Source organism: Candidatus Protofrankia datiscae (assembly GCF_000177615.2).
Lineage (GTDB): Bacteria > Actinomycetota > Actinomycetes > Frankiales > Frankiaceae > Protofrankia > Protofrankia coriariae.
Genome location: NC_015656.1, coordinates 1058287 through 1077992, shown reverse-complemented (window position 1 = coordinate 1077992; position 19706 = coordinate 1058287). Strand labels below are relative to the sequence as shown.

Below are 19706 nucleotides of genomic sequence, written 5' to 3'. Positions count from 1 at the left end.
GCCACCGAAGGGACCGTTCGTGCCGACGATCTACACCACGTCGTGGTGCGGTTACTGCGCCCGTCTCAAGCGTCAGCTCGACCAGGCGGGCATCCCGTACGAAACGATCGACATCGAGCAGAACCCGGAGGCCGAGCAGATCGTCCGGGCCGTCAACAACGGCAACGCAACCGTACCCACCGTCGTCTTCGAGGATGGCACCGCGCTGACGAACCCAAGCCTGCGCCAGGTCACCGAGAAGACCTCTTCTGCCGCATAACGGATACTCAGAGCGACAGAGAGCAGTAACAGAGCAGCGGTTGCGTGCCGACTTGAGCCCGTGAAGCTTGATCGAGGGACGGTCTCCGTCACTGCCCGTGAAGTTTGTGGGAGAGTTCGGGCTGTGTCGTCAGTACCTTCAGCACGTACGTGGAGCGCAGTCGATGCCGCACTGCAGGCCGCGGGCGCCATCCATGGGATGGAAGCGACAGGTTTCGTGGTCCTGTCGGGCTCGACCGCGACCTATCAGCGGACGGCGGGGACCCTGCCCGGCCTCGACGCGGGTCTGACGCTGCCCCGAAGCGAAACCGTCAGCACGAGAGTGCTCGACGGCGCGCCCGTCACCCTGGCGGGCGTCGGCAACGACCCCGTGTTCGCGGGGACGGACGAACCGTCGCGCCTGGGAGTCCGCAGCTACGTCACCATGCCGGTAGTGGACGGCGACGGACGGTTACACGGTCTGCTCGTCGGGCTCGACCGGCAGCGCGTCACCGTCCCCACCTTCGCGGTCACACTGCTGCGAGGCATCGCTGACGCCCTGGGTGTCGTCATCGGCACGGCCGAACGCGACGAGACAGCCGAACGCGGCGAGACCGAACGCCGTGAGCCGCCGTCAACGCCGACTCCGACGCCGACGCCGGCTGCGCCGTCAGGCGGTGCCCCGGCCCGGCCCGCGGGTCCGGGAGCGGCCGCGGGCGGGACGGCCGTCCGGGGCCCCACGGCCGCGGCCGCGCCCACCGGGCCGTCGCCCATCAGCCGTCCCGAACTGCGCCTGCGCAGGGCCACGGTCGGATGGATCGTGGAAGGCCCGGCGGGCGAGGTCCGGCCGGTCGGCGACCTGCTCTCCGCGATGGTGCTCGCCGACCTGCTCGCCGAGGACCTTGCCCCGCCCGGCCGGCCCCGGCGTCCCGATCACGAGCTCACCGAGATCGAGCAGTTGCGGCTGTCGGTGGTGCAGCTGGAGCACGCGCTCGCCTCCCGGGTCATCGTCGAGCAGGCGATAGGCATACTGGCCGAACGCCACCGGCTGCGGCCCAGGGATGCGTTCGAGCGGCTGCGGCGGACCGCCCGCGGCATGGGACGGCGCGTGCACGACCTCGCCCGGCAGGTGGTCGAGTCGGTCTCCGACCCGCGCACGGTTCTGCCCGGGGAGCTGGCTGGCCGCGGTGGCGCTCCCCGGCCTGCGCCGCCACGGGCCAACCCGTCCCGCCGCTGATCCCACCGGTAGCGGGCCGGTCGCGGCGGCCGGCCGGCCGGGGGCCGTCATCAGCCGCTGTCGTGAACGGCTCCCGGAACGCCACGGACCCGGTTCCGGGACCAGCCGGGCCAGGCTGGACGGGGCCCCGCCAGGTCAGCGGCGCCCCCGGCCCGGCCATGAGCCGACCGGGTGGCCCCCATCAGCCCGGTTCGGACCGGGACCGACGGGGATCCCCGGTTCAGACCGGCCGTTTCAGGTGGCGGCAGCCTCGCTGGCGGCCCCGGTGGCGCCGATGACCTCGGGGGCGGTCTCGGCGATGGCTCCCACCTCAGCGGTGATCTTCTCCGCGTCCCCGACCAAGACGGTGACCAACCGTCTCGGCGCGAGCACCTGCGCCGAGATCTCCAGCACGTCCTGTGGTGTCACCTTCGCCAGTGCCGCGGGATGGTCGTGCAGGTACTCGACGCCGATCCCCGCGCCGGCCAACGCCGACAGAGTGGAGGCGAGCCCGACACCGGTCGCCGTGGACAGTGCCAGCGTCCCGACCGAGTACTGGCGGGCCGCGTCGAGCTCCTCGTCGGACACCGGCAGCAGTGCCATCCGGCCGAGCTCATAGAAGATCTCGAGCAGTGCGGGGCCCGTCACGTCGGTCGCCACGTCCGCGGTCACCGTGAACCGGGAGCCCGCGACCGGGTAGTCGAGCGAACTGCGCGGCGAGTAGGTGTAGCCCTTGTCCTCCCGGATGTTCGACACCAGCCGCGAGCTGAAGTAGCCACCGAAGACGGTGCTGGCCAGCCGCTGCGCGGCATAGGCGGGGTGGTGACGGTCCACCGCCGGGCCACCGATGCGGATGTTCGTCTGCACCGCGCCAGGCCGGTCGATGATCACGAAAGGGCCGGTGCGCAGGGCCGGCAGCGGCGGTACCGCGTCGGCGGCCGTCCCCCGCCAGTCGCCGAGCACCGCCTCCACCCGCTCGAGCGCGGCCTGCGGCTCCACGTCGCCGACGAGCGTCAGCACCGCGCCCACCGGTGACACGCGCGCGGCGTGCAGCGTCCGCACGTCGGCCTCGGTCACCTGGGACACCACGTCCGGTGCCGGTGTCTCGCTGCCGTAGGGGTGGTCGCCGTACAGCCGGCGCAGCAGGCCCTCCCGGGCGATCAACGCCGGCTGGCTGTGGGCGATCGTGGCTTCCTCGACCAGTCGGTCGCGTTCGCCGGTGAACTCGCCGCTGGGGTACGTCGCGCCGGTCAGCACCTCCGCGATCAGATCCAGCAGCGGGACGAGATTGGTCGCGAGCGCGGAGCCCACGATCGCGAGCCGGTCGGCGTCCACCCAGGTCGACAGCGCGCCGCCGAGGGACTGCACGACGGTGGCGAGCTCCACCCGGTCGCGCAGCTGCGTCCCGGTGAACAGGGTCTCGGCGAGCAGTTCACCGCGTGCCTGATGGGCCGCGCCCAGGCCGGTGAACGGGATGCGCAGTCGCACCTCCACCAGGGGCACGGTCGTCCGCCGGACCACCAGCACCCGCAGGCCACCGGGCAGGGTCCGCTCGGCCACCGTGGGGAGCTCGGCCGCCACGGTGGCGGCCACCGGCGGGATGACGGACAGCGACGTCCCGGCCGCCGGGGTGCCGCCGGATGCTTTCCCAATGGTTGCGGCGCTCACCGCGACCTCCTGTTCTGCGATGACAGCCTGCCCGGCAGGCGCACGGTGCCCGTGGGTGCGGCGGTAGCCGTGGGTGCGGCGGTGCCCGCGGCGGTGACGGTACCCGCCCCGTCGACGGCATCCGCGGAGAGCACAGCACCCGCGGGAGCCGCCGCGTCAGCGGGGATCATGATGCCCGTGGGGGTCACGAGGCGGCACCGGCGCGCAGTTCCAGGACCGCCCGGCCCTGGGCGTGCAGGCCGGCGGCGGCCGCCTGCACGCTTTCCGCGGTCACCGCCCCCACCAGCGCGGGCAGTTCGTTGATCAGTTCGGGTCGGCCGCGGTGCAGCTCGAAGGTGGCCAGGGCCAGCGCGCGCCCGAGCGCGTCGTCGGCTTCGCGCAGCAGGCCGGAGGCGATCCGGGCCTGTATCCGGGTGAGCTCACCGGGCTGAAGACCGTCGGTGACGACGCGGTCGAGCTCCTCGTCCACCGCGGCGAGGACCGCCTCGGGCGTCGACTCCGCGGGATGCCGGGCCTCCAGGGTGAGCAGCAGCGGATCCCGCTGGTCGAACGGGTCCCCGAACGTGCCGAGATAGGTGCTCACACCGATCACCAACCGGTCCTTCTGGACGAGCCTGCGCTCCAGCCGGCTGGCGTCACCGGCGGACAGGACGTGGGTGAGCACGTCGTATGCCAGGAAGGTCTGTAGATCGGCCAGGGGATCGGGGACGCGGTAGCCGACGGCGAGCGCCGGGCGGGGCGCAAGCGGGTCGGTGAGGACCGACCGCCGCTCCTCGGCGCGCACCGGCTCGGCGAAACTCGGGCGGACGGGCACCGGCCGGGCCGGGATGTCGTCGAAGTAGCGGTGGACCAGCCCCAGGGCGGTGTCGACGTCGAAGTCACCGACCACCGTCAGGACGGCGTTGCCCGGTGCGTAGTACTTGTCGAAGAAGTCCTCGGCGTCGTCGAGGCTCGCCGCCTCAAGCTCGTGGAAGTCGCCGTAGCCGTTGTGGGCGTTGGGGAACGTGTCGAAGGCGACCGGCGGGAGCGTGATCCAGGGAAACCCGCCGTAGGGCCGGTTCAGCACGTTCACCCGAATCTCCTCCTGGACCACCGCGATCTGGTTGTCCAGGTTCTCCCGGGTGATCCGGGGCGCGCGCATCCGGTCGGCCTCGAGGAACAGCGCGCGTTCCAGCCCGCCAGAGGGCAGCAGCTCGTAGTAGTCGGTGTGGTCCGGATGTGTGGATCCGTTGAATATGCCCCCGGCGGCCTGCACGTACTTCGCGTGTTCGGCCTTTCCGACATTTTCACTGCCCTGAAACATAAGATGTTCAAACAGGTGCGCGAAGCCGGTCCGTCCCTCCGGCTCGGAGCGGAATCCCACGTCATAGTGGACAGCCACGGCGACGACGGGCGCCGTGCGATCCGGAGCCAGCACGACGCGCAACCCGTTCGCCAGGGAGGTCTTCTCCACCGGGTAGGAGGGCGCCGGCAACAGGACGGCGGTCGTATTCGTCTCGGTACGAGGGGGCACGGTTGGCAACGCTACTGCGGCCGGGCCTGTCATGGTCCGGGTACTCGATGATCCGCGCCACAGGATCGCCGGTTACGGTGCCTGCGGCCACGGCGATCCCGGATTGATCCCGCCTTTCCGGCGAATCCGACCAGAGCCTTGGCGCGGGCCCTCACCGGGGTTCCCGGCGGCTTCCCGGCGGGAGCCTGACGGGCCTCTCTCCAGCGGGAGAGCGACGGGACTCCACAGCCATCGCCAGGCTGCTCCCGCATCGTCACCGATGAGTCCGGGTTATGCTCACCGGAGCACTTCGACGACCCGGGGTTCGTCCGAAGCGGGGTGCACGCCGTGAAAACTGTTCCAGACGGACAGTTGCCTTCCGATCTTCCTTCCGATCTTGCCGACATCCTGCGGCTTGAGCTGGCGACCCTCGGCGATGATCTGATCGCGGCCATCGCGCGTGAGGTGCCGTCGTACGCGCGCCCGTTGGAGGGCTCGTTCGGCCGCGGCGTCCGGCAGGGAGTCGAAGAGGCGCTGCTGCGTTTCCTCACCGTGGTCGGCACCGACTCCAGCGGACCGCCCGATCTCGCGGCCAGCCGTGAGATCTACGTCCGGCTGGGACGCGGCGAGTTCCGCTCCGGACGCTCGCTGGACACCCTTCTCGGCGCCTACCGGGTGGGCGCCCGGGTGGCCTGGCGACGGCTCGCCGAGGCGGCGCGGCGCGGCGGGCTGGACGCCGCCGGGCTGGTGTCGCTGGCCGAAACGATGTTCGCCTACATCGACCGGATCTCCGCCGCCAGCGCAGAGGGCTACGCCCAGGAGCAGTCCGAGGCAGCCAGCGAACGCGGCCGCCTGCGGGACCGGCTCGGCGAGCTGATGCTGTCCGGGGGAAACCCGGCAACGATCGAGCAACTCGCCCGGGCAGCCCGCTACCGGCTGCCCGACGTCGTGGCCGCCGTTCTCCTCCCCGGCTCCGCGGGCAGCCGCCGGAACGCCGCCGGTGCCGGTGCCGGCGCCCCGGCACGCACCGGCACCGGCACCGGGGACGGGGACGGGGACGGGGACGGGGCCATCGTTGACGAAGTCCGCGGGGCTGTTGACGCAGTTCGCGGCGGCGACGGGGCCCGTGGGACCGGCACGGCTGGTGCCGTCGACACCGCTCGCGGCGTTGACAGGGCCGGTGCGGCCGGGCGCGTGGATGCCCCGGCCCACGACCGTGTCGACCGGCATACCGACCGGCATGTCGACCACAGCCTCCCCCACCTGGTGCTGCCGCCGGACACACCTCGCACCATCCAGGGTGAGGACACCTGGGTGTTCGTCACAGACCCGGCCGGTCCCGGGCGGCGGGGCTGGCTTGAGCGGGCGCTGGCCGGTCTCGACGCGATCGTCGGCCAGGCCGTTCCGTGGCGGGACGCGTCCGCCAGCGCGGCGCGGGCTGCGTTCGCGCGCAAGGCCCGGGACAGCGGGACGCTGCCGGGCGTACCCGCCGGCCCCGGCGGGGTGCTGTTCACCGACGACCATCTCCCCGGGCTGTTGTTCGCCCGGGATCCGCAACTGCTCGCCGATCTCGCCCGCCGCCGGCTCGCCCCGCTGGACGGGCTGCCCGCCCGGGCCCGTACCCGGCTGGCGCAGACGCTGCTGCTGTGGCTGCGGCTGCGGGGGCAACGCGCCCGGATCGCCGCCGAACTCCAGGTGCACCCGCAGACGGTCCGTTATCGGCTCGGCCAGTTACGCGCCCTGTTCGGGGAGAGCCTGGACGACCCGGACGTCCGCTTCGAACTCGAGCTCGTCCTACGCGCCGGCCTGACCCACCCTCCGCACTCACCGACACCGACAGCCGACTGACGGGTCGTGCCCGCTGGGTTGTGCCCGCAAGCCATATCCCCCGATACCCGCTTATCCCTCGGGGTGCCCGTTTTCCCCTGCTGCGACGGCCAACCGGGCCGGCCCCGGCCCGCTCGTCACCGGCATCGCCGGGCGGCAACGCCCTCAGATGGCAACGCCCTCAGATGGCAGCGTCACCGGGCAGCGGCGTCATGTGATGGCCCGTCATGGTGGAGGCCACCGGCTCTTGCGACAACGTCACCGCTGGCGGCGCGGCGGTCAGGCGATGGGGACGGGCTTCGGCCCCGTACTACGCATGTTGACCAGCCGTCCGAGCAGGTCGAACCAGAACGGCGCGCCGAGGGAGAGCGCGAGCGTGGTGAACAACCAGCCGAGAATTTTCAGCGCCCAGCCGCCGACGTCATCGGGAACCGCCCGCGGGTCCGCGCTGTCGGAGCCGGCATCGGTCCAGCCCAGCGGCAGATGCAGCGCACCGGCGTCCCGGATGGCCTGTACCGCCTGGTTCGCCGCGTCCTCAGAGTTGTTCGTCGTGGGGGTGTCCGCGCTGGTCACGGTGGTACCCGTGCTGACGGGGGCGGAGTTCACCTGGGTGACCGCGGCCTCGACCACGGCCGCGCGCAACGACCGGTTCTCCCACAGCGCGTTGGTGAGCGCGATCGCGTCCAGGTTCAGCGCCAGGGTGACCAGCAGCGCGTAGACGATAAGAAAACGCTGGACGCGCCGCTTGTACCAACCGGAAAGCCGATCCATCGTGTCGTCGTACCAGGCGGCGATCTCGGCGACGATCCGGTCACGGTCATGGCCCGCACGGGTCGCTATGCCGGTCAGCGCCAGTCGTAGGGGCGCGTTCTCCGGCAGCTTGTCCAGCTCCTCCAATAACGGCCGGACGGATTCCGGACCGGCGAGCCCGGCTATCGAGATGGCGAGTTTGCGGTTTTCCTCGGACGCCGACGGAGCCGCGGTAATGGCCTCGGCCAGAGCCGCGGCCGTCGTGTCGGTGAGCGAATGATGCGCGTCGCGGTAGGCGTCGCGGGCGCTGTCGGGAAGCGCCGCCGTGTCCATCCGGCTGAGCAGGACACGCACCGGCGGTTCCAGCATGTCGAGCACACCACGGGCAAAGGCGGTGGACGGGATGTAGGACGGCAGGCGTAACTGCCGGGCCCGGCGCCACGCGCCGGTCTGCCCCAAGGCGTCTCTCAGATCGGGCACGGCATTCCTCCGGCCGCCCGTACGCAGGCCACGCAGTGAGCCGTCGAGAAGCTGCGCGGTCAGACTGGTGTCGGGAGTTGTTCCCGTCCGGTCCACCGGGCCGTCACCGAAGAGGCGCCGCAGTTCGGTCTCGAGCTGCCGGCCGCGATAGGCCATGACCCCGAAAACGACCTCGTTGATACGGGAGACCGCCACACTCCCGATGGCGAACACCAGAATGAGACCGATCGGCACGTCCAGAATGGCCGAATCCGGCATGTCCCTTCACCCCCGACACGTCCGGAACGATCTCACCAGGGCCGTCGGGGCGACGGCGGCTCGACCGATGACCCGACCTGCGACCCGACTTGCGTGCTATACACATTTTGCTTACGAAATTCTACTATGTCCCGTCACGCAGGGCGCGCGTGTCGGCCAGGATGTCGGACCCACCGCCTATGACGACCAGGCATGACGAACGAAGGTCGAGCCGGTGCCCGCCTGACGCCGGCGGCCCGCGACCGTGTGCCCGCCCCGCGGCCGCGGGCCGCCGCCCCCCGCCGGGAGCCCCGCCGGGAGGCGGCCTCAGCTCGTCGGAAGCTCGTCGGATCGCCCGCCGGCCACCTCACACGACCCGGCGACGGGCGTCACGGCCGACGCTCACCACGAGCTGTATTCTGAGGGCAGCCCGGAGAAGATGTGAGGTTGATGTCCGCATCCCCAGTCAAAATTTCCCTGACGGGAATCAAGCCGACCGGTGAACCGCACCTCGGCAACTATGTCGGCGCCATCAAACCGGCGTTGCGGCTCGCCGAGGAGTACGAGGCGATGTACTTCATCGCGGACTACCACGCGCTGACCACGGTCCGTGATCCGAAATTGCTGCGACACTACACCCGCTCGGTGGCCGCAACGTGGATCGCAGCCGGCCTCGACCCGGACCAGGTGGTCTTCTATCGGCAGTCGGACATCCCCGAGATCCCGGAACTGGCCTGGATCCTCAGCTGCCTGACCGGTAAGGGGCTGATGAACCGGGCACACGCCTACAAGGCGGCGCGGGACCGCAACCAGGAAGCGGGCAGGGCGGATCTCGACGCCGGGATCAACATGGGCCTGTACAACTACCCGGTCCTCATGGCGGTCGACATCCTGATCATGGGTACCGACGCGGTGCCGGTCGGGCGCGACCAGATGCAGCACGTGGAGATCGCCGCCGACATTGCGGGCTCTTTCAACCACGTCTACGGGGACAGCTTCAGACTCAAGATTCCACAGGCGATCGTGCCCGACGCCGAGACCGGGCGCACCCTGCCCGGCCTGGACGGCCGGAAGATGAGCAAGTCGTACGACAACACTATTCCGCTGTTCTGCGGTGAATCGCAGCTGAAGAAACTCGTCCGCCGTATTCCCACCGATTCCACCCCGGTGGAGGAGCCCAAGGATCCGGACGGTTCCAACGTCTTCCAGATCCTCGAGCAGTTCGCCACCCCGGAGATCGTCGCCGACACCCGGCAACGCCTGCGGGCCGGCGGCATGGGCTGGGGCGAGCTGAAAAACCAGCTGTTCGACGTCCTCAACACACAGCTCAGCCCACTGCGCGAACGCTACGACGCCCTGATGGCGCCCGGCAGCGAACTGGACGCGCTCCTGGCCGCGGGAGCGGAAAAAGCCCGTAAGCGGACGGCTCCCACCCTGGAACAGATACGCAGAGCGATCGGCATCAACTGACCCGGCGTCCCGCGCGGGCACGAGGCGCGGGACAACCCGGGCAACCGTGCCGACTCACCGTCACACGGCGGCAGTACCCGTCGCGTCAGATCACGGTCGAATCAGGAAGGTGGGGGAACAGACGGTCGCTACTGCGACCGTCTGTTCCCCCACCTTTCCAGTCGGGCCGAGCGCGGCAGGGCTCGTGACATTCACCAGGCGTGCGGCGCGGCCGGCTACCTCAGTGCTCGTCCGCAGCCGCGTCGGGTGTGAGCAGTTCCTCGAGCAGGAACCTCACTTTCGCCTCGACCGGCCGACCCGGGTAATAGCGTTCGATCAGATCGAGGCCTTCGTCGGCGCTGGAGAAGCCACACAGGTCGTACAGCCTGATGATGTCGTTCTCGTCGCGGCTGACCCGGCTCGCCAGCAGCTTCGTCGCCAGCAGGTACTCGGGAGACGGAGCCGACACAGTAAGGTGATCGTTATCGTAGACGACGACGGAATGCCCCGGATCACGACCCGGCAGAAAACCTTTGACTCCGTCGTTCAGCCAGTCCGGTTCAAGGTCCTCATGACGGGCGGCAACCCGTGCCGCGGCCGCGCGAACCTCGGTGGACGGATGCCAGATTCCGTCAACGTCCCTGGTGGCCGGTCGAGCGTCGTAGGCGACAGTCATGGCGGCACCACCGACGATGAAGACGTCACCGCGGATCCCCACCCGGCGGAGTTCGTCGTTCAACTCCGCGAACAGGCCGAGAATGCGCTCTCTGGTCAGCACGTGACGGCTTCTCCATGCTCAGGAGCCAGCTGACTCATATGTTCGTGAGGGAGTCGCGGTGCAGGTACACACCATGGCTCTGGAACGAAACCGGGCTGCCGGCGTACTCCCAGGCCCGCATCGACGGCATCGACGTCACCCACCAGCCACGGCGCAGATAGCGGCTGTCGTGATGGGCCCATGCGGGAACGGACAGGTCCTTCTGGACCGCCAGCCACTCGGCGAGGGCGGCCAGGAAGGCGTCCCATCGTTGGTCCCCGGTCGCCGGCGGCGTCGCGGTGATCATTCGACGACGGATGTCCGGGTCCGCGCCGCGGAACCGATGAGCCAGTTCCGCAGCCTTGCGGACCGGCTCCGTGCGGTCTCCAGCGGGGATATCACTCACGATCGACCGTGCCAGGCCGACCATGCTGGCCGAATAGTCGGGGTGGGCGTCGATGTGAAGGCGCATTCCAGCGGCTTCGACGATGCGTCGCAACGTGTCCACGGTGGGCTGCAACTCGCCCCGCTCGATCCGGTGGACGGTACTGGCCGCCACCCCCGCCGCATCGGCGAGGGCCCGCACGGACAGCCCCGCATCGACTCGGACGCCGCGTACCAGGTCAGCCACCACCATGAACGTAAGCGTATACGCCTACACGCCGACCAGTCCGCTGTCGTCCTGTCGCCAGTCAGTGACGGGACGCGACACCCACAATCGGGTAACTCCTGCCACCGGGTGCTGACATGACCGGCCATCGTCGCCGACGGCAACCCGGCCGGGTTAGCCTCAGACTTTCACCGGTGATCGTTTGAGGGTGTGTCGGACATGAGAAAGGTGCTCCTGACCTGGGAGGATTGAGGTTATCGAGGCCTTGTCCGTCCCAGACCGAGGAGCACCCTCGTGGTGAAGACTACCGATGTCTACCCGTCCATCCACGTGGACGCCGCCGGTCGGGGAGTCGTGTCTCACGGCGGCGGGGTCCTGCTGACCGAGGCCGTCCGGGCCAGCGGGCTGGGCCGGACGCTGTCAGCGGCGCTGTCGCCGTGGCGGCCGGGCCGGGCGGTGCACGACCCGGGCAAGGCGCTGCTGGACGTGGCGCTGTCACTGGCGCTGGGCGGGGACCGCCTGGCCGACGTGTCGCTGCTGCGCGCCGAACCGGGGATGTTCGGGCCGGTGGCCTCGGACCCGACGGTGTCCCGGCTGATCGACCGGCTGGCCGCCGACGCCGACACGGCGTTGCAAGCGATCGATACCGCGCGGGCGGCCGCGCGTTCCCGAGTCTGGGAGCTCGCCGGCAGCCACGCTCCTCATACCGGGGTGTCGGCGGACGCTCCGCTGGTGGTGGACCTGGACGCCACGCTGGTCACCGCCCACTCGGAGAAGGAGAACGCCGACCGGACGTGGAAGAAGGGATTCGGTTTCCACCCGCTGTGGGCGTTCGCCGACCACGGCGCCGCCGGTTCGGGTGAGCCGCTGGCCGTGCTGCTGCGGCCGGACAACGCCGGCTCGAACACTGCGAGCGACCACATCACGGTCGCTGCTGCCGCGCTGGTGCAGCTACCCCGCCGGCTTCGGCGGAGCAGGGCGGTGCTGGTCCGGACCGACAGCGGCGGCGGCACGCATGCCTTCGTCGGCTGGCTGCACCGCCGCTGGTTGTCCTACTCGGTCGGCTTCACCCTGCCCGGCAACGCCGCCGACCTGATCGCCACGGTGCTGGCCCGGGCGTGGACGCCACGCCTACGACGCTGACGGCCAGCCCCGCCCCGGCGCGTGAGTGGCCGAACTGACCGGCCTGATGGACCTGTCCGGCTGACCCGCGGGCATGCGAGTGATCGTCGGTAAGGAACGCCCGCACCCCGGCGCCCAACTGCGCATCACCGACCCCGACGGCAACCGGTGCACCGCGTTCGCGACGAACAGCGTGCGTGGGCAGCTCGCCGACCTCGAACTCCGCCACCGCCGCCGGGCCCGCTGTGAGGACCGCATCCGCGGCGCGAAGGACACCGGCCTGCGCAATCTGCCCCTGCACGATTTCACCCAGAACCAGATCTGGTGCGCGATCGTCGCGTTGGCCTGCGACCTGCTCGCCTGGACCCAGCTACTCGCTCTGCCCGACCACACCGCCCGCCGGTGGGAACCCAAACACCTGCGGCACAGGCTGTTCACCATCGCCGGACGGCTCGCCCGCCACGCCCGCAGGGCCGTGCCGCACCTGGCGCCCACCACCCGTGGACGCAGCCGGCCGTCCAGGCGCTGACCACCCTGCGCACGCTGCCCGACCCCGGGGCGGTTCATCAGCGCCATGGGGGTGTTTGAACAGCAACCCTGAGCCGGCGGGCACGAGGGCCGGGAGGTGGGCGGCCGGTCATGGTGGGGTGAGGAGGGCTTCGAGTTCGGGCTCGGAGAGCAGCTTCGGGCGGACGACCTCGCCGGAGCGGACATACAGGAACGCCGCGTCCACCGCGTCCAGCGCGACGCCGCGCAGCCGCGCCCACGCCAGCCGGTAGACCGCGAGCTGCACCGCGTCCGCCTGCCGGCGACCGGTCTTCCAGTCGACCACCTCCCACCGGCCGTCGCCGAGGTCGTACACCGCGTCGATGCGGCCCCGGACCGCCCGGCCGCCGATCAGCAGCTCGAACGGTGCCTCCACCGCGAACGGGCTGCGCTGGCCGTACGGGCTGGCCAGGAACGCCTCCCGCAGCACCGCGGCATCCGCGGCATCGGCGTCGTCGACGCCCTCGTCCGCCGCCCCCGGCAGGTCGTCGAGGTCGATCAGCGGGGTCTGCTCGAACATCCCCTCCACCCAGGAGTGGAACGCCGTGCCCCGGCGGGCCTGCGGCACCGGCTGCCGCGGCATCGGACGGGCGAGATCACGGGCCAGCCCCGCCGGGTCGGCCCGCAGCCGCACCACCTGGGAGGCGGTGAGCGCGCGGGGCAGCTCCACCTCGCGGACGACCCGCCGGGCCCGGCGGGCCTCGGCCAGCAGCAGTTCGACGTCGGCGTCCAGCTCGGTGAGCATCTGCCGTTCCGCCGGGGTCATCCGCTCGTGGTCGTCGTCGGGAAGCGGACGGCTGGCGGTGAGCGCGGCCAGGTACCCGCTGACCTCCCGCGCGACGGCCTGCCGGCGGGCAAAGGCGACCGGTTCGTAGGGCAGCGGCCAGTCCAGGTCGTCCATGCCCGCAAGCTGTGGATTCGTCTCGCCCTCGGACGGCGGGGGCGCCCACAGCGCGACCCGGCCGCCACCGGCACGGGCATGATCGTGGAGTTCGTCGAGGAACGCCGACGGCCCGCGGGGCCGGCGCTGCGACGACCCCCACCAGTGGCCGCTGCCGAGCAGCAGCGACTTCGCCCGGGTGAACGCGACATAGCCGAGCCGACGCTCCTCCCGCTCCAGGTAGGCGTCGCACTCCGCGGTGAAGTCGGCGAGCGCGGCCTTGTCATGGCCGCGCAGCGCCGGCAGGTCGTCGGCGTCCCCGCGCAGCGGTGTCGGGAGCACGGAGGCCACCGTGGTCCACTTCGACCGGACCGTCGTGACGGGGAAGACCTTGCGGCTGAGGTTCGGCACGGCCACGACCTCCCACTCCAGCCCCTTGGACTTGTGGACGGTCATGAGCTGGACGGCGTCCGCGCCGGACGGGCTGGTCGCGTCCAGACCGCGCTCGTGCTCCCGCGCGGCCCGCAGGAAGGCCAGGAAGGAGTGCACCGAGTCGTTGTCCAGGCCCTCGAAGTTCGCCACGACGTCGACGAAGGCGGCGATGTTGTCCCGGCGGTGGGCCGTGACCGCCTCGGGGCTTGCGGCCAGCTCCACGTCCAGCCCGGTGACCTCGACAACCCGGTGGATGACGTCCAGCAGCGGCTCGTCGACGTGGGCGCGCAGGTGACGCAGTTCCCCGGCGAGTATCCGCAGCCGGGCCCGGCCGGCGGGCGAGACCTCGTCCCCGGGATCGTCGAGCACGTCGGCGAGCGCGACCACGTCACAGGGGTCGATTCCGGTCACGGCCTCGTCGAGCGGGTCGAGTGAGCTGAGCGGGTCGGCCGGGCCGGGCGGGCGGGCGCCGTCGTGACCGCCGTGACCGCCGTGACCGGCACCGTCGCCATAGCCGGCACCGCCATCGTGACCGGCGTGACCGGCGTGACCGGCGGAGCTTTGCGGCTGTCGGGACGCCTGCGGGCCGGGCGCCGGCTGGTCGAGGACGGCGGCACGGTCCGTCCCCACCCGGACGGCCGCCCGCGCCGCGCGGCCGAGCGCCGCGAGATCCCGCCGGCCCAGCCGTACCCGTGGGCCGGTCAGCAGCCGGACCAGCGCGGCGTTGGCGGTGGGGTCGTCGAGCACCTCCAGGGTCGCGATGACGTCGGCGACCTCCGGCAGGCTCAGCAGGCCGCCGAGCCCGACGACCTCCACCGGCAGCCCCGCCGCCAGCAGGGCCGCGTACAGCGCGGGCACGTCGGAGCGCGCCCGTACCAGCACCGCGCACTCCCCCGGTCTGGCCCGCCCGGCGTCGACGATCTCCCGCAGCGTCGCCGCGACCCAGCGGACCTCGCCCGCCCAGGTCGGATGCAGCGCCACCACCGTCGTGCCGTGCTCGGCGACGTCCGGCCGGGGACGCAGCCGCGCGACGCGGTGCCGGGCCCGCAGCGTCGCCGCGACCGTGTTCGCCAGGCTCAGCAGCCGGCCGCCGCTGCGCTGGTTGACCGTCAGTTCGTACACCCGCGCCGGCTCGCCGTCACAGCGGCGGAAGTGCGCCGGGAACCCGTCGAGGTTCGCCACCGACGCCCCCCGCCAGCCGTAGATCGCCTGGCAGGGGTCACCGACGGCGGTCACCGGATGGCCGCCGCCGAACAGGCCTGCGAGCATCCGCCGCTGCGCCACGGAGGTGTCCTGATATTCGTCCAGGAGCACGACCCTGGCCCGGGCGCGTTCCAGCGCGCCGACCTCGGGCACGCTGTCCGCCAGCCGGACGGCAAGGGTCACCAGGTCACCGAAGTCGATGACCTCCAGCTCCTGTTTGGCCGCCCGGTACTCGGCCACCATGGCGGCGAGTTCCCGGCGGGCGCGGGCGGCCATGACCATCCGGCCGAGGGTGTCGACATGGCCTCTGTTGCGCGCGGCGCAGCGGCCGGCGGCGATCGCGGCTTCGAGCTCCGCGAGCCGGTCCAACTCGAAGGCGGCGAGGGCGTCCGGGTCGACGAGGTGCTCGCTGAGCTCCGCCTCGAGCGCGACCAGATCACCGGTGAGCATCGACATCGGCCGGGTCAACGCCTCGACCGGCCCGCGGTGCTGGCGCAGCACCCGGCTGGCGAGCTGGAAGCGGGTGGCGTCGGCGAGCAGCCGGAATCCCGGTTCGACGCCCAGCCGCAGCGCGTGGTCCGTGATCAGCCGTTTCGCGAACGAGTGGTAGGTGGACACGACCGGTTCGCCGTCGACGTCGCTGTCCCCGCCCGGGGACGGCTGGGGCGCGCCGTCTTCCTGGTGGCCGGCCGGATCGCCTTCCCGCGGGCCGGAGATCAGGCCGGCTCCTCGCTGGCCAGGCAGAGCGCCCCACGCCCCGTGGCCCGCGCCCGGTGCGGCCGGCACGCCGGCTTCACGCTGGCCGGGAGGAACGCCCCGGGGGCCGTCGGCGGTGCCGACCGGGCCCGCCTTCGCCAGACCCCGGCGGATCCGGTCGGTCAGCTCGCCCGCGGCCTTGGTGGTGAAGGTGAGGCCGAGCACGTCCCCGGGCGCGACCTGACCGGTCGCGACCAGCCAGACGACCCGCGCGGCCATCACCGACGTCTTGCCCGAACCGGCACCGGCAACGATCACACCGGGCTCCAGCGGAGCTGTCGCCGCGGCGATCTGCTCGCTGGTGAACGGCACCCCGAGCAGGTCACGCAGGTCCTCCGGGACCAGCGGCGCCGGCGGGCCGTCCCCAGCGTGGGGGCCGCCCTCGAGACGCGGAGCACCTCCGGCGCCCAGGCCGCCACCGGGCGGTGGCCCCTCGCCGGGGCGGGGGCTGCCGCAGGCCGGCCGGGACGCCGCGCCCACGGCCAGACGATCACCACTCGCGGTCATATGATCACCTGTCGTCCGTCGTCCTGGGCCGGGCAGCAGCGACGGAACGCGCACATCGAGCAGTCCGGGCCGGGACGAGGCGGGAAGCGTTCCGCGGCGATGAGCTCGACGGCGTCCACGAGAAGATCGTCCATCCAGGTGGGGCCGTCCGGCGGCAGGGCAGGCTGCCGCTGCACCTTCGGCGCCCGAGCCGACCGCCGCCCATCCGTAGCACCCGCCCCAGCGGCACCCGCCTTCGTGGCATTCGGTCCGGTGACGTCCGGTCCGGTGGCATCCGATGGCGGGTCGTCCGGTGCCGGGTCCGGCCCGGCGTCCAGGCGCAGGTGTACCAGTTCCGCCCCGCCGGGCTCGGCGCCGGATCCCGGCCCGGCGGACGCCACCGCCCCGCCGCGGACGGCCAGCTGGTAGATGCCCAGCTGCGGATGCCGGGCCACGTCCGTGCCGGACGGCGCCGTGCGGCCGGTCTTGAAGTCCACGACGTGCACCCGGCCGGCGTCGTCGAGCTCGATACGGTCGACGAAGCCGCGCAGCCGGACCGTCCGCCCGCCCACCGCCAGGTCACAGGAGAACGGGACCTCGCTGGCCACCAGCCGCCGCCCGCGGGCCGCGGCATGCCACACCAGGAACCGGGCCAGGGCCTGGCGCGCCGCCGCGCGCTGCTGCTCGGAGCGCCACTGCGCCTCATAGCCGAGGTGACGCCACACCCGGTCCAGCCGGGTGTCGAGAGCGCCCAGGTCGGGCGGGGTCCGCCCGGTGGCCACCTCGTCGGCCAGCGCGTGCACGACCTTGCCGAAACCCATCTCGGCGTTGCTGGTGCCCTGCGCATGCGCCTCATGTTCGAGGAACCAGCGCGTCGGGCACGTCACGAGCCCCGACAGCGACGACCCCGACAGCCGGACGGGGGCGTCCGGCGCGACCACCGGCACCTCGCCGGAGGTCACCTCGACCAGCCCCCACCAGCGGCCGGGACGGGCCGCGGGGACGAGCGGCCGGCCGGCGTCGTCGACGGCGGCGGCCAGCCGCGCAAGCCGGGCCGCGGCCGCCTGCCGCATGGCCGGTGTCGACTCCGGGTCGACCGCGGCCCGGCGCAGCGCCGCGACCGCCGACGGCAGCGTGAGCGGACGCGCCGGCCGGGAACGCCCCCGCGTCACCACAACGCCGAGCCGCTCGGCCTCGGCCAGCTCGTGGAAGAACCGGCTCGGGCTCGTCCCCTGGTCCTCGGCGGAGTCGACCGCGGTGACGACGAGACGTCGGCGCGCCCTGGTCAGCGCCACGTAGAACAGCCGGCGTTCGTCGGCGAGCAGTTCGGCCCGGGTCACCGGCTCCCGCACGCCGCCGAGCTCAGGGCGCTCCAGCCGTTCGGCCTCCAGCAGCGAGTAGCGGGTCCGCAGGTCCGGCCACTCCCCGTCCTGGACACCGCAGACGACCACCACGTCCCATTCCAGGCCCTTGCTGCGGTGGGCGGTCAGCAGCCGGACCACATCCGGCCGCGCCGGGCGCTCGGTGAGCACGTCACCGGCGATCTGCTGCTGTTCCAGCTCGTCGAGCACCGGGCCGATGCCGGTACCCGGCCCGTGCCGGTCGCTGGACCGGCCGACGGCGGCGAACAGCGCGACCACGGCGTCGAGGTCACGGTCGGCCGCCCGGCCGGCGGCTCCCCCGGCGGCCGAGGCGCGTTCCAGCCGCCGCGGCCAGCCGCTGCCGGACCACAGCACCCACAGGACGTCCTCGGACGTGCCACCGGCGGCCCGCACCGCACGCGCCGAGCGCAGCAGCTCACCCAGCCGCCGGGCCGGGCCGGCGAGGCGTTCCTCCACCATCAGCAGGGCCCGGTCGGGATCCACGACCGCCTGCCGGAGCAGTTCCGCCGACGACGCCGGCATCGCAGGCCCGCCCGCCCGCCCGCCCGGCGCCGCGGACTCGGCCGGCAGGCCGGCCAGGCGGCCGGCCCCGTCCGTGCGCGCGGTGGCCACGGCGCCGGCGGCGATCGCCACCCGCTCGGCCGCGCGCAGCGCCCTGCCCAGCGCCCGCAGCGCGCCCGGGTCGGCCCCGCCCAGCGGGCTCGTCAGCAGGGTGTGGGCCGCCTGCGCGGTCAGCTCGTTCGGTGGGCCGTCGACGCAGCGCAGGGCGAGCAGCAGCGGGGCGACCGTGCCGTCGCGGGCCGGTGGCAGCTCGTCGCCGGCCACCTCGACCGGCACCCCACCTGCGACGAGCATCCGGCGCAGCAGCAGCATCGACCGGGTCGCGCTGCGGACCAGGACCGCCATCCGCTCCCACGGGGTGCCGTTGCCCAGATGCTCCCGGCGCAGCAGGTCCGCGATGCCCTCGGCCTGGGCGCCGGTGGTCGTGTACGTGCGTGCCTCCACCCGTTCGGCGACGGGCGGGCCGGCGGCGACCAGCTCCCGGTGGGCGCGCAGATGCCCGGCGGGCAGGCCGGTGGCGGGGATGCGCCGGGCGACCTCCCGGCTGACCGCGAGCGCGACCGGGCCCAGCCGACGGCAGCGCCGCAGGGTGACGACGTCGGCCGCGCGCCCGTCGACGTGGGGGAAACGAGCCGGGAACTCCAGCAGGCCACGGACCTCCGCCCCCCGGAAGCCGTAGATCGACTGGTCCGGATCGCCGACGACGACGAGGTCGGCGCCGCCGCCGGCGACAGCGCGCAGCAGCCGTTCCTGCGCCGGATCGGTGTCCTGGTACTCGTCGACGAACACGGCCTGGTAGCGGCGACGCAGCTGTGCCCCGACATCATCGCTTTCGGCGACGAGGGCCGCCCGCTGCACCAGTTCGGGATAGTCGATGGCACCCACGTGGTCGAGAGCGTCGAGATAGTCGGCGTAGAAGGTCGCCATCGCCGCCCAGTCCGCCCGGCCGGTGTCACGGGCCAGCCGGGCCAGCGCGTCCGGGTCGAGACCGACCTCCCGGGCGCGGGCGAGCATCGCGCGCGTCTCCTCGGCGAACCCGCGGGTGGTCAGGCAGCCCGCCAGGGCCGCCGGCCACCGGGGGCGGCCGACCTCCCGCGTGCCGGCGAGCAGGTCGCGCAGCTGGGCGTCCTGCTCGGGCCCGGACAGCAGCCGTGGCGGGACGCCGAGCGGGTCGGGCCGGTACAGCCGCAGCAGCGCGTAGCACCAGGCGTGGAACGTCCAGGCAAGCGGGACACCGACCGCGGCCCCCAGCCGCCAGGTGATGCGCTCCCGCAGCTCCCGCGCGGCACGCCGGCTGAAGGTGAGCACGAGGATCGCCGCCGGGTCGAGCCCGTCGCGCACCCGCCGGGCCACCGCCTCGACGATCGTGGTCGTCTTGCCCGTGCCGGGCCCGGCGAGGACGAGCAGCGGGCCCCCGGCGTGGTCGACCACCCGGCGCTGGTCGGCATCGAGGGCAGGCGGCCGCACCGGCGGCGGAGGAGTCCGCACGAGACGGTAGGCCGCCTGGCCGCCCGCGGTCGTGGCCGCTCCACCGGGCCCGGCGGCGTCCTGGGAAACTGTCACCGAAGGCTCCGGAGGATGCCCCGGCCTGCAGGCCGGGGAGGAATCCGGTCTC

12 protein-coding genes and 1 pseudogene are annotated in these 19706 nt (G+C 72.6%); 5 read left to right on the top strand and 8 right to left on the bottom strand.

The genetic code is table 11. The features are described 5' to 3' along the window. The first annotated feature begins 19 nt into the window (after positions 1-19). Positions 20-259, top strand: coding sequence for a mycoredoxin (locus tag FSYMDG_RS04495; RefSeq protein WP_013872402.1), 240 nt, complete (start codon positions 20-22; stop codon positions 257-259). Positions 260-457: 198 nt separating this feature from the next. Beyond that, positions 458-1474 (top strand): GAF and ANTAR domain-containing protein, encoded by a 1017-nt coding sequence (locus FSYMDG_RS23975; protein ID WP_237702992.1) that lies wholly within the window; start codon positions 458-460, stop codon positions 1472-1474. Positions 1475-1708: 234 nt separating this feature from the next. Here FSYMDG_RS23975 and FSYMDG_RS04485 read toward each other — a convergent pair whose 3' ends face one another. From FSYMDG_RS04485 to FSYMDG_RS04480, 3 genes are read right to left on the bottom strand one after another with little or no spacing between them, the layout of a single operon-like run. Then, positions 1709-3121, bottom strand: a complete 1413-nt coding sequence (locus FSYMDG_RS04485; RefSeq protein WP_013872400.1) for a M16 family metallopeptidase — start codon at positions 3119-3121, stop codon at positions 1709-1711. Then, complete coding sequence (locus FSYMDG_RS25785) at positions 3118-3309, bottom strand: hypothetical protein (protein WP_013872399.1); 192 nt, start codon at positions 3307-3309, stop codon at positions 3118-3120. Before FSYMDG_RS25785 ends, FSYMDG_RS04485 begins: the two co-directional genes overlap by 4 nt. Then, positions 3306-4667 (bottom strand): M16 family metallopeptidase, encoded by a 1362-nt coding sequence (locus FSYMDG_RS04480; RefSeq protein ID WP_013872398.1) that lies wholly within the window; start codon positions 4665-4667, stop codon positions 3306-3308. Before FSYMDG_RS04480 ends, FSYMDG_RS25785 begins: the two co-directional genes overlap by 4 nt. 285 nt (positions 4668-4952) lie before the next feature. On the opposite strand from FSYMDG_RS04480, the gene FSYMDG_RS04475 reads away from it, so the two are divergent. Further along, positions 4953-6461, top strand: a complete 1509-nt coding sequence (locus FSYMDG_RS04475) for a helix-turn-helix domain-containing protein (RefSeq protein ID WP_013872397.1) — start codon at positions 4953-4955, stop codon at positions 6459-6461. Between the two features lie 258 nt (positions 6462-6719). On the opposite strand, the gene FSYMDG_RS04470 is transcribed toward FSYMDG_RS04475, so the two are convergent. Beyond that, a complete protein-coding gene (locus FSYMDG_RS04470) occupies positions 6720-7928 on the bottom strand; it encodes a hypothetical protein (RefSeq protein WP_013872396.1) in 1209 nt (402 codons plus the stop codon). Positions 7929-8357: 429 nt separating this feature from the next. Between FSYMDG_RS04470 and FSYMDG_RS04465 the strand changes: the two genes are divergently transcribed. Then, positions 8358-9377 carry a tryptophan--tRNA ligase gene (locus tag FSYMDG_RS04465; protein ID WP_043602949.1) on the top strand — a complete coding sequence of 340 codons (1020 nt, stop codon included), beginning with the start codon at positions 8358-8360 and terminating at the stop codon, positions 9375-9377. Between the two features lie 220 nt (positions 9378-9597). Here FSYMDG_RS04465 and FSYMDG_RS04460 read toward each other — a convergent pair whose 3' ends face one another. Together FSYMDG_RS04460 and FSYMDG_RS04455 are read right to left on the bottom strand one after the other, a co-directional pair. Further along, on the bottom strand, positions 9598-10134 hold the full coding sequence (locus FSYMDG_RS04460) for a hypothetical protein (RefSeq protein ID WP_013872394.1): 537 nt from the start codon (positions 10132-10134) through the stop codon (positions 9598-9600). A gap of 34 nt (positions 10135-10168) precedes the next feature. Continuing rightward, positions 10169-10750, bottom strand: a complete 582-nt coding sequence (locus FSYMDG_RS04455) for a helix-turn-helix domain-containing protein (RefSeq protein WP_013872393.1) — start codon at positions 10748-10750, stop codon at positions 10169-10171. Between the two features lie 267 nt (positions 10751-11017). On the opposite strand from FSYMDG_RS04455, the pseudogene FSYMDG_RS04450 reads away from it, so the two are divergent. Beyond that, a pseudogene (locus tag FSYMDG_RS04450) lies at positions 11018-12433 on the top strand (IS1380 family transposase). Positions 12434-12482: 49 nt separating this feature from the next. Here FSYMDG_RS04450 and FSYMDG_RS27925 read toward each other — a convergent pair. Next, a complete protein-coding gene (locus FSYMDG_RS27925) occupies positions 12483-16169 on the bottom strand; it encodes an ATP-dependent DNA helicase (protein WP_013872392.1) in 3687 nt (1228 codons plus the stop codon). After that, complete coding sequence (locus tag FSYMDG_RS04440) at positions 16166-19654, bottom strand: ATP-dependent helicase (RefSeq protein ID WP_013872391.1); 3489 nt, start codon at positions 19652-19654, stop codon at positions 16166-16168. The genes FSYMDG_RS27925 and FSYMDG_RS04440 overlap by 4 nt, the downstream gene beginning before the upstream one ends. Between the last annotated feature and the right edge of the window lie 52 nt (positions 19655-19706).

What these genes read in the sequence shown, in the direction of transcription:
- FSYMDG_RS23975 (WP_237702992.1), top strand. Translation starts at nt 458, where the DNA reads ATGGAAGCGACAGGTTTCGTGGTCCTGTCGGGCTCGACCGCGACCTAT.
- FSYMDG_RS04480 (WP_013872398.1), bottom strand. Translation starts at nt 4,667, where the DNA reads ATGACAGGCCCGGCCGCAGTAGCGTTGCCAACCGTGCCCCCTCGTACC.
- FSYMDG_RS04470 (WP_013872396.1), bottom strand. Translation starts at nt 7,928, where the DNA reads ATGCCGGATTCGGCCATTCTGGACGTGCCGATCGGTCTCATTCTGGTG.
- FSYMDG_RS04465 (WP_043602949.1), top strand. Translation starts at nt 8,358, where the DNA reads ATGTCCGCATCCCCAGTCAAAATTTCCCTGACGGGAATCAAGCCGACC.
- FSYMDG_RS04455 (WP_013872393.1), bottom strand. Translation starts at nt 10,750, where the DNA reads ATGGTGGTGGCTGACCTGGTACGCGGCGTCCGAGTCGATGCGGGGCTG.
- FSYMDG_RS27925 (WP_013872392.1), bottom strand. Translation starts at nt 16,169, where the DNA reads ATGACCGCGAGTGGTGATCGTCTGGCCGTGGGCGCGGCGTCCCGGCCG.